At 33.6% G+C, this 13,836-nt stretch carries 18 protein-coding genes; 12 read left to right on the plus strand and 6 right to left on the minus strand.

The window, feature by feature from the left end; translation table 11 throughout:
- The first annotated feature begins 2 nt into the window (after positions 1 to 2).
- Together MHB70_RS09050 and MHB70_RS09055 are read left to right on the plus strand one after the other, a co-directional pair.
- A complete protein-coding gene (locus MHB70_RS09050) occupies positions 3 to 872 on the plus strand; it encodes a TIGR03943 family putative permease subunit (protein WP_061529899.1) in 870 nt (289 codons plus the stop codon).
- 197 nt (positions 873 to 1,069) lie between these two features.
- Complete coding sequence (locus MHB70_RS09055; protein WP_000141169.1) at positions 1,070 to 1,576, plus strand: acyl-CoA thioesterase; 507 nt, start codon at positions 1,070 to 1,072, stop codon at positions 1,574 to 1,576.
- Between the two features lie 126 nt (positions 1,577 to 1,702).
- Here the strand turns inward: MHB70_RS09055 and MHB70_RS09060 are convergent, their stop codons facing one another.
- Positions 1,703 to 1,789 (minus strand): YjcZ family sporulation protein, encoded by an 87-nt coding sequence (locus MHB70_RS09060; RefSeq protein WP_000505094.1) that lies wholly within the window; start codon positions 1,787 to 1,789, stop codon positions 1,703 to 1,705.
- Positions 1,790 to 1,949: 160 nt separating this feature from the next.
- Here MHB70_RS09060 and cls point away from each other — a divergent pair, with 160 nt between their 5' ends.
- The 4 genes from cls to MHB70_RS09080 all read left to right on the plus strand — a co-directional run bounded on the left by cls (position 1,950) and on the right by MHB70_RS09080 (position 4,719).
- Positions 1,950 to 3,134 carry a cardiolipin synthase gene (gene cls, locus MHB70_RS09065; RefSeq protein WP_033658410.1) on the plus strand — a complete coding sequence of 395 codons (1,185 nt, stop codon included), beginning with the start codon at positions 1,950 to 1,952 and terminating at the stop codon, positions 3,132 to 3,134.
- 30 nt (positions 3,135 to 3,164) lie between these two features.
- Positions 3,165 to 3,635: a spore coat protein gene (locus MHB70_RS09070; protein ID WP_000340531.1), complete on the plus strand. Its 471-nt coding sequence runs from the start codon at positions 3,165 to 3,167 to the stop codon at positions 3,633 to 3,635.
- 182 nt (positions 3,636 to 3,817) lie between these two features.
- On the plus strand, positions 3,818 to 3,997 hold the full coding sequence (locus tag MHB70_RS09075; protein ID WP_001045965.1) for a hypothetical protein: 180 nt from the start codon (positions 3,818 to 3,820) through the stop codon (positions 3,995 to 3,997).
- Between the two features lie 101 nt (positions 3,998 to 4,098).
- Positions 4,099 to 4,719 (plus strand): NAD(P)-dependent oxidoreductase, encoded by a 621-nt coding sequence (locus MHB70_RS09080; RefSeq protein ID WP_000861677.1) that lies wholly within the window; start codon positions 4,099 to 4,101, stop codon positions 4,717 to 4,719.
- Positions 4,720 to 4,743: 24 nt separating this feature from the next.
- Here the strand turns inward: MHB70_RS09080 and MHB70_RS09085 are convergent, their stop codons facing one another.
- From MHB70_RS09085 to MHB70_RS09095, 3 genes are all read right to left on the minus strand, one after another.
- The gene (locus tag MHB70_RS09085; protein ID WP_061529900.1) at positions 4,744 to 5,226 is read right to left on the minus strand and encodes a DUF456 domain-containing protein; all 483 of its coding nucleotides are present in this window, start codon (positions 5,224 to 5,226) and stop codon (positions 4,744 to 4,746) included.
- Between the two features lies 1 nt (position 5,227).
- Entirely contained in the window at positions 5,228 to 6,535 is a 1,308-nt protein-coding gene (locus MHB70_RS09090; RefSeq protein ID WP_000353739.1) for a hemolysin family protein, read from the minus strand.
- Positions 6,536 to 6,743: 208 nt separating this feature from the next.
- Positions 6,744 to 7,613 carry a hypothetical protein gene (locus MHB70_RS09095; RefSeq protein ID WP_000055276.1) on the minus strand — a complete coding sequence of 290 codons (870 nt, stop codon included), beginning with the start codon at positions 7,611 to 7,613 and terminating at the stop codon, positions 6,744 to 6,746.
- 256 nt (positions 7,614 to 7,869) lie between these two features.
- Here MHB70_RS09095 and cbpA point away from each other — a divergent pair, with 256 nt between their 5' ends.
- The 4 genes from cbpA to MHB70_RS09115 all read left to right on the plus strand — a co-directional run bounded on the left by cbpA (position 7,870) and on the right by MHB70_RS09115 (position 11,247).
- Positions 7,870 to 8,517, plus strand: a complete 648-nt coding sequence (gene cbpA / locus MHB70_RS09100) for a cyclic di-AMP binding protein CbpA (RefSeq protein ID WP_001220521.1) — start codon at positions 7,870 to 7,872, stop codon at positions 8,515 to 8,517.
- Positions 8,518 to 8,965: 448 nt separating this feature from the next.
- The gene (gene brnQ4 / locus MHB70_RS09105; RefSeq protein WP_395935011.1) at positions 8,966 to 10,303 is read left to right on the plus strand and encodes a branched-chain amino acid transport system II carrier protein BrnQ4; all 1,338 of its coding nucleotides are present in this window, start codon (positions 8,966 to 8,968) and stop codon (positions 10,301 to 10,303) included.
- A gap of 66 nt (positions 10,304 to 10,369) precedes the next feature.
- Entirely contained in the window at positions 10,370 to 10,699 is a 330-nt protein-coding gene (gene csaA, locus MHB70_RS09110; RefSeq protein WP_001263027.1) for a chaperone CsaA, read from the plus strand.
- A 20-nt stretch (positions 10,700 to 10,719) separates the two neighbouring features.
- Positions 10,720 to 11,247, plus strand: coding sequence for a DUF1572 domain-containing protein (locus MHB70_RS09115; RefSeq protein ID WP_061529901.1), 528 nt, complete (start codon positions 10,720 to 10,722; stop codon positions 11,245 to 11,247).
- Here the strand turns inward: MHB70_RS09115 and MHB70_RS09120 are convergent.
- Together MHB70_RS09120 and MHB70_RS09125 are read right to left on the minus strand one after the other, a co-directional pair.
- Complete coding sequence (locus MHB70_RS09120) at positions 11,220 to 11,525, minus strand: hypothetical protein (RefSeq protein ID WP_044810160.1); 306 nt, start codon at positions 11,523 to 11,525, stop codon at positions 11,220 to 11,222. The genes MHB70_RS09115 and MHB70_RS09120 overlap by 28 nt on opposite strands.
- A 4-nt stretch (positions 11,526 to 11,529) precedes the next feature.
- Entirely contained in the window at positions 11,530 to 11,826 is a 297-nt protein-coding gene (locus tag MHB70_RS09125; protein ID WP_000770733.1) for a hypothetical protein, read from the minus strand.
- An 89-nt stretch (positions 11,827 to 11,915) separates the two neighbouring features.
- On the opposite strand from MHB70_RS09125, the gene spoIIP reads away from it, so the two are divergent.
- Together spoIIP and MHB70_RS09135 are read left to right on the plus strand one after the other, a co-directional pair.
- Positions 11,916 to 13,070, plus strand: a complete 1,155-nt coding sequence (spoIIP, locus tag MHB70_RS09130; RefSeq protein WP_001079305.1) for a stage II sporulation protein SpoIIP — start codon at positions 11,916 to 11,918, stop codon at positions 13,068 to 13,070.
- Between the two features lie 265 nt (positions 13,071 to 13,335).
- Positions 13,336 to 13,833, plus strand: coding sequence for a GNAT family N-acetyltransferase (locus tag MHB70_RS09135; RefSeq protein ID WP_000617587.1), 498 nt, complete (start codon positions 13,336 to 13,338; stop codon positions 13,831 to 13,833).
- Positions 13,834 to 13,836 lie beyond the last annotated feature (3 nt).

Here is a 13,836-nt window from a genome sequence, read left to right on the forward strand (position 1 = left end):
TTATGTTTCGAGCATATATATTATTAGGTTTCACAATATTAATTGCACAGCTTCATATTTCAGGTAATATTACGAAATATATCAATATGAAGTATGCTTATTTATCAACAACAGCAGCCATTATTTTAGGGTTTTTAACGATTGTTCAAATTATTATCGTTTTCCAAAAAGAACATCAAAAAGAAAAAGATCAGCACAATTGTGGTTGCGATCATAGTCACTGCGGGCATGATCATTCGAAAGATGAGAATACATGGTGGAAAAAAGTGTTTTCTTACACATTATTCTGTTTTCCAGTCATTACAGGATTGTTTTTCCCAATTGCAACATTAGATTCCGATATTGTTAAGGCGAAGGGATTCCATTTTCCAGTAGCGCAAGCAGAAAGTAAAGATCCATTTATGACAAGGCAATTTCTAAGACCTGATACGAGCATTTATTACGGGAAAGAAGGATACCGTGGTGTAATGGAAAAAGGGAAGAAAGAGTTTGTTACGAAAGACAGTATTACTTTAAAAGATGAAGATTTCTTAAAGGGTATGGAGACGATTTATAACTATCCTGGCGAGTTTACTGGGAAAAAATTATCTTTTAAAGGGTTTGTATTCAGAGATGATTCTTCTAAAAAAGAACAATACTTCTTATTCCGTTTCGGTATTATACACTGTGTAGCAGATTCTGGTGTATATGGTATGTTAGTGAAAAAACCAGAAGGGGTAGAGTGGAATAATGATGACTGGATTCAAGTCGAAGGAGAAATAACAACTGAGTTTTATCAGCCGTTCCATGCAAATATTCCTGTTTTAGAAGTAACGAAATGGAATAAAGTTGAGCAGCCGAAAGAACAATATGTATTTAGAGGAGCCGATTGATAACATCGGTTCTTTTTTATGGACTAAAAGTTCTGAATGTTGTTAATATTAAATGTGTAGTTCACTTAGTGTAGTGAACAAGTACATGGTTAGTTGAACTCATTGAAAGTATACGGACAGCCCGACTTCCACCTAATTTCTTCTGGGAGTCTTACTACCCGCAAATAGCAGGATAATTAATCAAAGGAGCGATAACAATGACTGAAGTAAAGGGGAAAACAGCTAATGAGTCTAGAGTGTTTAAAACGAGCCGAGTATTTCCAACGGATTTAAATGATCATAATACACTATTTGGTGGAAAAATATTAGCGGAGATGGATATGGTTGCTTCTATTTCAGCAACGAGACATGCAAGAAAAGAATGTGTCACAGCGTCTATGGATTGGGTTGATTTCTTACATCCTGTTCGTTCATCTGATTGCGTTAGTTATGAATCCTTTGTAATTTGGACGGGAAGAACTTCAATGGAAGTTTTTGTGAAGGTAGTGGCTGAAGACTTAATTTCAGGTGAAAAGCGTATAGCTGCAACGTCATTTGTTACATTTGTTGCACTTAGTAAGGAAAATAATCCAGTTCCTGTACCACGAGTTATTCCTGAAACAGAAGAAGAGAAAGAATTACATCGTATTGCTGTATTACGTGCGGAACAACGTAATATTCGTAAGGCAGAGAGTAAGAAAGTAGCCACATTGTTAACTTTTTGAATTGAATATATAGCCGTTAAGGTTACCATAACAAACGATAATGGTTTTAAAATAAAAAGCGGACACCTAAAAATAGGTGTCCGCTTTTATAGTTTTTTCATCCACATATCATATGACAATAACTACTTAGCAGAAGCAAGCAGCACCGACGATGATTAAGAGGATAAATAATACGACTAAAAGCGCAAATCCATTACCATGTGCGAAGCCCATTGTTATTTCCTCCTTTTATTTTAAGATACAACATACAATATGCAAATGAGCTGTTGTTTGATATGGACATATATCATGTAAGGACATTTTTTCTTGAATGATTATGTATAAAAAAAGGGAAGATATAGGAATAACAGTAAGTGGAGAAAGGAAATTATCCATGAAGCACTTTTTCGCTCTAATCCTTTTTTTTATAGGTGTATTCATATGGATGAACATCGATGTGGAAATGGGGAAAAAAATGGCTAGTGAATATGAATTAGGACAAGTTCGATTAGGCGAATTTCAACTATATACGAACGGAGAAGAGTTATATAGGAGATTATTTGAGGATATAAACAATGCGGAAAAGTATATATATATTCATTTTTATATTGTAGGTAAAGATGAAATAAGCAGAGAGTTTTTACAGTTATTAGAGAAAAAAGCATCTAGCGGGGTAGAAGTGAAGTTGTCAGTCGACCGTATAGGTGGATATAAGCTGAAGAAAAAGATACTGAATCAATTAAAAAGAAAAGGTGTCCAGTTCACATTTAGTAAAAAACCTAAACTGAAAAATATATTCTATTCTTTGCATCAACGAAATCATAGACGCATTGTTACGATAGATGGAAAAGTATCATACGTCGGTGGTTTTAATATCGGAAAGGAATATCTTGGACAAAATCAGAAATTTGGTCCATGGCGTGATTATCATGTACGTATCAATGGGAATGGTGCAACTGATATGGAAAGAAAATTTGCTGAAGATTGGAAAGAGGATACCGGGGAAAAAATGCCTGCACATGAAAGTTTACCTGCACAAGGAAATGTAAAATATCAATATTTGTTTTCAAATGGAAAAGGTTTATGGCAGAAATATGGTGCGCTTATAAAGCAGGCTAAAAAGTCTTTAATAATTGCTACACCTTATTTTGTACCAAGTAAAGAAATGATGAAAGAGTTAAAAGATGCATTGCATCGTGGTATCAATGTGAAAATTCTCGTGCCATTTAAAAGTGATGCCGTATTGTTAAAACAAGCTGCTTATCCGTATTTGAAAGACATGTTACATGCTGGAGCGGAAATTTATCAATATCGCAATGGATTTTTTCATGGGAAAGTAACGATCATTGATGGAGAAATTGTTGATATCGGTACAGCAAATTTTGATAATAGAAGTTTTTATTTAAATTGCGAATCTAACTGTCTCATATATGACAAAACAGTTGTTGCTGACGTATGGAGTCGATTAAAGGAGGATTTTCATAAATCAAAACGATTTTCTGAACAGGATTTTGAGGAAATTAGTAAATGGGATTGGTTTTTAGCAAGAATAGCGAATGTTTTAGCGTCATATTTATAGCATATAGACAAAAGGAAAGGAGGAACTTTAATGGACTGTATGAAAGAATTAATGAAGTATAGTTACATGTTAATTTATAAAGTAGGAGAGTATACTGAAAAAATCCGGGATGAAGAATTAAAGGATATAATACAGCACCATTTACCGTATATGTTACAAGCATATAATGAACAAGTGAATTTTCAAGAAGGAGAGAATGTACAGCATATAACATGTGAACCAATTTCGTTTCATTTGTCTGAAATGGAAATGGAAACGGAAAAGGAAATAGATAATACATATACAGGAGATATCCAAATTGCAATCTGTTATATTTCACATTTGAAACGATTAGCATTAAAGTTTGCTCAAGTTGCAGTGGAAGTTGCAAATCCAGAATTTCGTTCGTTTTTGGAAAACTGTTTCCTGAAAATGAATCGTTACGCTTATAGTGTGTGGCAATATGTTGTGAAGAAGGAGTATAAAATTACACATGTATATGAAAACGAGAAATTTGCATAAAAAACTAAGGCGGAATAGTTGTCGCCCTAGTTTTTTACTTTCATGCAGAGAAAAGGGATAGATGTAATTATTATTAGAAAATTTACAAACATTTACCGTATATTTACTATTTTTCAATCTTTCCTTTAAAAATAGAGAGTAATATGGGATTGTACATATTCTATCAAAGGGAGGAAACGCAAATGAACAAATGGGTTAAATCATTAACTGCTATGGCACTTGCAAGTTCTTTATTAATGGTAGGTTGTAGTAAAGGTGAGGACAAGAAGAAAGAAGAAGACACAACAACACAACAGGATGAGAAAAAGGATAAAGAAACAAGTGGAACAGAGAAGTCTACTGATTCTAAAGAAAAGAAATAAAGTAATAAAAAAGCTTCCTCTTATATATGAGGAAGCTTTTTTGTTGTATATTGATTGAGAGTATTGAAAAAATAGAGAAAGAATGAGAGAGGAGTAAACAAATGAAAGTATGTGTATTGGGAGCGACAGGTAGAGTAGGTTCGGAAATAATAAAATTAGCATTAAAGGATTCATCCGAAGTGACGGCATTCGTTCGTGATTTAAATAGAATGGAAATAGAACATGACAGGTTACATGTTATAGAAGGAAATATATTAAACGAAAACGATATAAAGAAAGCGATAGAAGGATGTGATATCGTAATTAGCGCTCTTGGAACGGATGGAAATGGGACATTAGCAAAGAGTATGCCAAATATTATAAAGTATATGGAAAAAGAAGGCGTTAAGAAAATTATTACGATAGGGACAGCTGGTATTTTACAAGCGAGAACAAATCCAAATGTATATCGTTTCCAATCATCGGAATCAAAAAGGAAAACGACAACAGCAGCAGAGGATCATTTAGCTGCATATAAGGCGCTTCATAATAGTGATTTATGTTGGACCATTGTTTGTCCGACGCATTTAATAGACGGTGAGATAACAGGGGTATATCGCACTGAACAACATATATTGCCAGAAGATGGAGCGAAAATTACAGTTGGTGATACAGCACATTTTACATGGGATTTATGTAATGAAAATATATATGAAAATAGTCGAGTTGGTATTTCATATTAAAAAACCATCCCAAAAGCGGGATGGTTAAAAGATGATATAACATACGAAAATGATAATCATAATGATTTGGAGAATAGCTTTCGCTACAGTACTGCTTAAAAAACCAACTACAGTAGCAACTCCTACTAGAAGGGCGTCTTTTGGCGTCTTTTTATGCATGAGCTCTGTGAAAAATACCGATAAGAACGGTATAATTATTAAACCAAAAGGTGGGAAGAAGAACGATCCAACAATGATAGAAATCATACCGACACGTTCGCCCCATTTTGAACTTCCATATTTTTTTAGGAAATATCCATTAGCAATAAAATCAGCGACGAAAATGAATAGGGTGAAAATGGCTTGAATGACCCAAAAAGTAATTGTTAGTTCCCCGCCATTTATACCAAAATGGTAAATCAAATATCCAGCCCATACAGCTAAGATACCTGGGATAATAGGGTAAATAAAGGCGAGAAATGAAATGATGAAACAGGCAATGATACAGATTGTTAAGAAAACAGTCACTTTATAACTCCTTTTTAATATCTAATTTATGTACAGCAATTTTTTTGATTTGATGTCCATCAAGTTCTAATGCTTTAAATTGAAACCCAGCATATTCAATAGAATAACCAGCTTCAATATTTAAGTCAACCGCTTGAGAGAGGAGCCAGCCTCCAATTGTATCTAAATCGCTATCATCAATATGTAGGCCAAACATATCATTTACTTCAGAAATGAGTACTTTTCCATCTAAAACAGTAAGCTTCGGGGTACGCTTTTCAATCATAGGTGATTCATCCGCGTCAAATTCATCTTGAATTTCTCCAATAATTTCTTCAAGAATATCTTCCATTGTTAAAAGCCCAGCAGTACCACCATATTCATCCATAATGATTGCCATCTGAACGCGATTCTTTTGAAGATGTACTAATGTTTTACGGATTGGAACAGTTTCAAATACAGTTAGTACGGGATGTATATAAGATTCAAGTGGTTTATAAATACCTTTTGTTTGATCATGAAATATTTCTTTCGTATTTATCATCCCGATGATGTCATCTTTATCTTTTTCAATTATAGGATAGCGTGTATATTTTTCAGTTGCGACGATATCCATATTTTCTTCTAAAGTATTTTCGGTAGATAAGCAAACCATTTCAGTACGAGGGACCATGATTTCTTTTGCAACCCGGTCATCAAATTCAAAAATATTATTTACATATTTATATTCGGTTTGGTTTATTTCTCCGCTTTTAAAACTCTCACCTAAAATGAGTCGTAATTCCTCTTCTGAATGAGCAAGTTCATTTTCTTTCGCTGGCTCTAAACCGAGTAGTTTTGTGAAAAATATAGCTGCACTATTGAGTAGCCAAATGAACGGATACATAATTTTATCAAATAAAATAAGTGGTTTGGCAAATTTGAGTGTGATTGCTTCTGCTTTTTGAATTGCGAAAGACTTTGGAACTAATTCACCTAATACAACGTGGAAAAATGTAATAACGCTAAAAGCAATAATAAAAGATAACGTGTTAGCCATTGTTCCAGTCATGTTGATTTTTTCAAAAAGCGGTCGTAGTATATGTTCCACAGTCGGTTCACCAAGCCAACCAAGCCCTAAAGAAGTAATCGTAATCCCGAGCTGACAAGCTGATAAATAAACATCTAAATTAGATAGGACACTTCTTGCAGCTAAAGCTTGTTTATTACCTTCATTTGCAAGTTGGTCAATTCGGCTTTTTCGTACTTTTACAACAGCGAATTCTGATGCAACGAAAAAGCCCGAAATAAGAATAAGTACAAAGATGAGAAAAATATTTAATATGTCCAAGTGTGTTCTCTATTCCAAAGTTTGAAATAAAGATGTCACCTCCTGCAATTATGTTATACTTTTATAATAAATCCAAATGAAAAGAATAGTCAAAGGAAAAGGGGAAATATTGGCATGTTTATAGTGTAGTTTTAGAGTTTGTTGTTATTTTGTCCTCGATACAAAAGGAATAACCCTCTACTTTCAGAATATAGAGGGCTATGTAACTTTACGGTTTTGGGATACTTCGTGTTATAGTGTATGTTTGTTGTTTAGAGTTGTTTGTTGTCCAAAGTGCTTGGAGAAAAGATAAGACGCTGTATGGGATATACAATAGTAGTAAACCGATTGTGACAATTACAGGTGCAGTACCACCAAATTGAACGATAAATTGTAATAATCCGATCGCGTGAAAAGTACATTCCATAATTAAAAAGGAAAAAATAATAGAACTTAAAATAGATTTATGATTCGAAGTAAGTGCTAAAAATAATGTATCAACAAGGAAAGCAGAATTTTTCATTTCATATTCACTTGTGTTATACAGGAAAGGGAGCCATTTCTTTATTGCTTGCATAACGATAATCATAGAGGTACTACATACGATGATCAAAGATGAGAAATAAGAAAACTTTATAAAGTTTGCAATATAGAGAAGAAGTAGTAAGATAGAACATTGTAAAAATACAGTGCAAAAAGAGTACGGTATCCAGTGTAGGAAAGTAGTGATCTTTTTAATTGAATTTGGTGCTTTTAAAAATAGATGACCGATTCCTAAACTTATAAAGAAGCCAATTGCAAGAGTGAAAGTGAAACGAACAATTGATAAAAAATATATTTCCCATATGTAAGGGAATAGTGGTGTTGAATGAGTAGAAGTATGTATCATCTGATTTGCTGAGAAAAAAATAGATTCATGCATCCAATCAATTTTTGGAATTGATATAGAAGAAAGTTGATCGAAGTTTTGGAAAATACTTATTAAGCCATTTTGATAAGAATAATTATGTGTAATAAAAAGAGCTGGGATAGGACTTATGACAAAAATAACAATGACACCAATTATAAATTTGCATATATGCGAGCGTAACAAAGACATATAACCACCTACTCTTTGAATATTCAGAAAATTCTTATTCTTATTTTAGCGTTTTTCTAATAAAGTTACAATATCTTTTTCATTAAGTCATTCAGAGAGAGGCTTTCCTAGTGAAGATATGCAAGTGAAGGATTCATGAATAAATTATGACAAGAAAATGAATAATTTTCAGAAAAATAAAATAAATTATTTATTTTTTTCCGAATATATAATATAGTTATGGCACAGAAAGTATTTTAACATAAGGAGGCTTTTTATGAGGATTAAAGGGAATTACGTGCCGAAAAGGGAAGTTTTACTGTGCTCAAGTTCGATTACGATAGGGGAAGCATTGGAGCATTTAAATAAAACAGGGTATCGTTGTGTACCAGTTTTAGATGAAAAAAAAGAGAAATTTTTAGGGAATATATATAAAGTAGATATTTTAGAATATAAAGGATCACTTGACGAAAGTGTAATACAATTATTGAACGATAAAGAAGGATTTGTGAGAGAAGATTCATCTTTCTTTAAAGTATTTTTTACAATAAAAAAATTACCTTATTTATCAGTAGTTGACGAAAAAGGAATTTTCCTTGGAATTTTAACGCATAAAAAAGTTTTTGAGTTATTAGAAGATGCATGGGGCGTTCATTCTAGTAAATATTCTGTCATGATTGGAACGCAAGACTATAATGGAGCGATCCAAAAGTTATCGACAGTTTTGAAGAAATACACTGGTATTCAAAGTTTAATGACTTTTGATAATGATGCTCTATTAGTTCGTAGAATTATGTTTACATTAGGAGAAGAGTTTGAAGATGGTGAATTAGAAACACTTCAAAAAGATTTAGAAGATCATGGATTTAGAGTTGTGTATGTAGAAGAGATGAATAATCCACGTGAAGTAGAAACGATAGAGTAACATGCAAAAGCCATCTAACATATGTTAGATGGCTTTTGAAATTATTTTAAAATAATAATCTAGAATGAGTCTAGTGCTCGAATAACATTTGTGTGAGAGAATATAAAATGTAGATAATTTTGATTTTCAAAAAAATCAATTTGAAAATATGTTTTTATTTTTCAACTAAATATGTTACTATATGTGTGATAAAAACAAAGAGGTCTGACAACTATACTCCACGTAATAACACTCTAATGATTTAAATATTCAAAAAAATCAAAAAATCAAAAACAAAAAATAATGACGAGATTAATAATTAGAGTAATAATAAGGGGAATGGAGAAATTATGGAGAAAGACACTGCTTTGTAAGGGGCATATTTTATCATCTTGAGCAGAGAGGAGGATGCATAGCATATTGTGAAAATAAAGATAAACAATGAAAAAGTGCTATGCAAATGAAGAGTATGAAGGGACGATTGAGGCCAGGTGATACGGTAGCAATTGGTTTAATGCTATTTGCATTATTTTTAGGAGCAGGAAATTTAATTTTCCCGCCAGTTTTAGGTCAACAAGCAGGAGAGAATGTTTGGATTGCTACGATAGGATTCCTTGTAACGGGAGTCGGATTACCCCTATTAGCTGTAACAGCTGTCGCGTTTGTAGAGGGGGACTTGAAAGCGCTATCTTCTAGAGTTCACCCTATATTTGCATTTATTTTCCCATTGGTTAGTTATTTAGCAATTGGACCATTTTTCGCAATCCCGCGTACGGGAGCCGTTTCGTTTGAAATGGGTATGAAGCCGTTTTTATCAGATGCAATGGTTTCAGAGTGGTACATGCTATTTCTTTTCACTATATTTTTCTTCGGAATAACGTGGTATTTATCATTAAATCCATCTAAATTAGTCGATTGGTTTGGAAAATTTCTTACACCATTATTAGTATTAATTGTTGCTGTTATTGTCGGGAAAGCAATTATTGATCCAATTGGAGAACCGGCTGCACCTTTAGCTGCTTATAAAGAGAATGCTTTCTTTGGTGGATTTATTCAAGGATATTTAACGATGGATGCGATTAGTGCACTTGTGTTTGGGATTGTTGTAGTACAAGTTATTCGCTCAAAAGGGATAAAAGAGAGCGGACAAATCGCAAAAATAACAGTTGTATCAGGGATTATTGCTGTATTAGGCTTAACGTTAATATATTTATCACTTGCATATCTCGGATCTACAAGTACATCACTTGGTGTGTCGGAGAACGGTGGTCTTATTTTGACGAATGTTGTAAATGAGTTATATGGAACAAGTGGCAAAATTTTATTAGGACTTGTAATTATACTCGCTTGTTTAACAACTTCTGTTGGATTAACATCTGCGTGTGCTGGCTTCTTCACAAACTTATTCCCAAGACTTTCGCATAAAACGATTGTAACTATGGTATGTGTATTTAGTTTAATTGTATCTAACCTAGGGTTAACACAATTAATCACAGTAACATTACCAGTGTTAATGATCATTTATCCAGTTGCAATTGTATTAATCGTTCTTTCATATTTCCATAAATGGATAGGGAAGCGTAATACAATTTACATTGGGGCGATTTTAGGTGCGTTGTTAATTAGTTTCTTTAACGGTTTAGAAAGTGCGAACATTAAAATTGATGCGATTTCTAATGTACTTCAAATGTTACCATTATATAAAGAAGGAATAGGATGGTTAATCCCATCATGTATTGGCGGAATTCTTGGTTTCTTCTTCTATAAATCAAATGAATCAAGTGAATTACAAAAGAAAGGTGCTTAGGCGCCTTTCTTTTTTTAAAGGGGATTTTTGTATTTTGTCTAAGTAATAAATGGGAGGAATGATAAAATGGCTAATTTTGAAGATTTTTTAACTTTTGATGTAAGAATTGGAACAGTAACACAGGCAGAGGAATTTAAAGAAGCGAGAGTACCAGCGATTAAACTAGAAATTGATTTTGGGGAGCTTGGGGTCAAGCAGTCAAGTGCTCAAATTACGAAGAGATATAATCCAGAAGACTTAATTGGTCAGCAAATTGTTGCTGTTGTAAATTTTCCGCCAAAGCGTGTAGCTGGATTTAAATCAGAAGTGCTTGTATTAGGGGGAGTTCCTGAAGCGGGAGATGTTGTGTTGCTTCAGCCTAATATGGAACTGCCAAATGGAACGAAAATTAGTTAGTGTGAAGGTGGGGGGGCAATATGGATATCGGACGAGAATATTTACAATGTGCCATTTCTAATTTCAAAACAACAATGCAGCAAGGAGAACGGGCACTTTCTCAATTATCATACGAACAAATACAATGGTCTTCTCATGAAGAAACAAATAGCATAGCGATTATAATGAAACATTTGCACGGTAATATGCGTTCCAGATGGACGGATTTTTTAACATCTGATGGTGAAAAAGTTGATCGTGACCGAGATGGTGAATTTGAAGGAGGCTATTCTTCAAAGGAAGAAGCCCTTGCAGCGTGGCAAGAAGGATGGGAATACGTTTTTAATACGATGAATACTATAATGCCGGAACATCTATTGAAGACGGTATACATTCGTGGTGAAGCACATACGGTCCTGCAAGCAATTGAAAGGCAAATTTCTCATTATGCTTTGCATATTGGACAGATTATTTACATCGGTAAAATGTTAAAAGAAAATGAGTGGGAATGTTTAAGCATTCCTAAAGGACAGTCCACTCGTTATGTAGAGAAAAAACGTTCAACATAATAATATGAAAGAAATCGATATAAAATAGGCAGCAAAAAAATAAGCCAAATGATAGACGGTTCCGTAAGCATAAGAATGCTACCAACAATAAGGCCGTATATAATAAGAAAGAAACAAAAAAGTGTATTCATAGGGATAAAACGTGGGATGAAGAGTTGTTGCTGCTTAAAACAACTGTTGTGAAATAAATAAAAATGGAAGTACCGTGTAGTGGTAATAAGGTCTTTCTTTCGTGTAATTCTTTTTCTACATGTATGACAAATGAACGGTGGCTGCATTTCGTTACGCTCCATTTTTTATTTTCATAATAATGTGAGACAAAAGTAGGTACAAAGTGTATGTTCCTATATACGCTCCTGCAATAAGGAAAAATGGATTCAGTAAAATTCCATGAATGCTCGTCATGAAAACTAAATCTTGTATTAAAACATCGTATACATTAATGGAAATAATTGTACCGAGTACATACAGTGCCAAGTACGCAGAAATATGTAACACAATAGAGACTTTTGGATGTTTAGCGGACAAATAAAAAATGAATGATAGAGCGATTGGTAATATTCCTATTAATAGCTTCAATTCATTTCACCTCATTAACAATATAGCCGGAATTTAAACGGTCTATTCTCTAGAGCTTGTACATAACTTGAAATAGAGAGGGTGATAGTATGAATCGAGGCTTTTTTTATGTGAAGTTTACAAGTGTACGTAAGTTAGTTTTATTTATTATTACTACGGTACTAGCGACTTTTTTTCTTATTAGTATGATGGTAACCTCTATGAAAGAGACAAAGTCAACGTATTTATATAATTGGTTAAATGAGTTATCGATGAATGGCTACATGTATGTTCTTGGAAAAGAAAATCATTATTTTACACAAGAGTATCGAAATTTGAATCAAGATTTTTCAATCTCTTCGTTTCTCTTTTCTATGGCTACGAATATTCGTTTTAACGATGTACGTAGTTTTGTCGGAAAAGAGCTTCCTGGCTTTGGTAAGTACGATACAGAAATCGTTATCGCAGGTGAGGGAACAAATTATTCTAACTTACCGATAGAGTCGAGTGTTCCTCTTGAAGAAGTAGTGAAAGAACGGACTGGAGAAGGTGGACAAGCGCCAAAGCCTGATACGAATAAAGAGAAAAAACAACCAGCTCAAACGACTGGAAAAAGACAAGTTGCATTTATATATCATTCGCATAGCTGGGAATCTTATTTGCCGTTACTGAACTTAACGAATGATCCAAACCCGAATAAAGCGACAAGTTCTGTAACGAATATTTCCATAGTCGGCGACCGATTTCGTGAACAATTAGAAAGCGAAGGAATCGGATCTACTAACGATAAGACTGACGTTGGTCAAAGGTTAATTAGTAAAGGGTTAAATAGTAATAGTTCTTACAAAATGTCACGGGAAATTGTACAAGAAGCGATGGCTGGTAATAAAGAATTACAATACTTCTTCGATTTACACCGTGATAGTGCACGAAAAAATGTAACAACAAAAACAATTGGAGATAAATCATATGCTAAGCTTGCTTTTGTAATTGGAAAAGGTAACAAAAACTATGAAAAAAACTTACAATTAGCAACTGCGTTACACGAGACGATTAGTAAGAAATATCCGGGAATGAGCCGTGGTGTAATTCAAAAAGGATTCCAAACAGGGAATGGAGTTTACAATCAAGACCTATCAGGACAAGCGATATTAATTGAAGTTGGCGGGGTAGATAATACAGAGGAAGAACTAAATCGATCAATTGATGCACTTGCTAAGGCATTTGGTGAATATTTTTGGCAAGCGGAAAAAGTGAATGGATAAAGTGAAATTTGAATGAGTGGTAGGCATTGCAATGGTTATCAGCCTACATCAATTAGGGGAAAACGTAAGTGTAAAGCTTACGTTTTTTGTTTGTCATGAAACGAGGATGATAAGATGTCACATTATAGACATAATTTATAATTGCTATAGTAATATCGAAATTTGTCTATTTATAATAGGGGAATTAGAAAGGGATTTTCGCAATAATAGAGAAAATCTTTTTACAAGGAAAATTTTTTACAATGAAATAGGTAGGGTGATTTAAGTGATTAGGGAGATCAAAGTAGAAGATGCAGCATCATTTTTGCAATTAAGTAAGCAATTAGATGAAGAAACGAAATTTATGTTATACGAGCCAGGAGAAAGAAAAACTACAGCCGAGCAACAAGAGCAAATGATTCATCGATTTATACAGAATGAAAAAGCAACAATATTTGTAGCGATTGAGGAAGAGAAAATAGTAGGATTTATTTTAGTGAATGGAAATAACATACAAAGAAAGAGACATGTTGCAGCCATTGTAATTGGTATATTGCAAGAGTGTAGTGGGCGTGGTATTGGAACGAGCTTGTTTAAAGAGGTTGAGAAGTGGGCAAGATTACATGATGTATGGCGTTTAGAATTAACGGTAATGGCCCATAATACAAGAGCTCAGGCACTATATAGAAAAGTTGGCTTTGAGAAAGAGGGTGTCAAAAAAGCTGCTCTTATTATCGATGGACAAAACATTGATGAGTATGAAATGGCCAAATTATTAAAATAAGAG

The sequence above is a fragment of the Bacillus sp. FSL M7-1020 genome, assembly GCF_038050415.1.
Taxonomy (GTDB): Bacteria; Bacillota; Bacilli; order Bacillales; family Bacillaceae_G; genus Bacillus_A; species Bacillus_A toyonensis.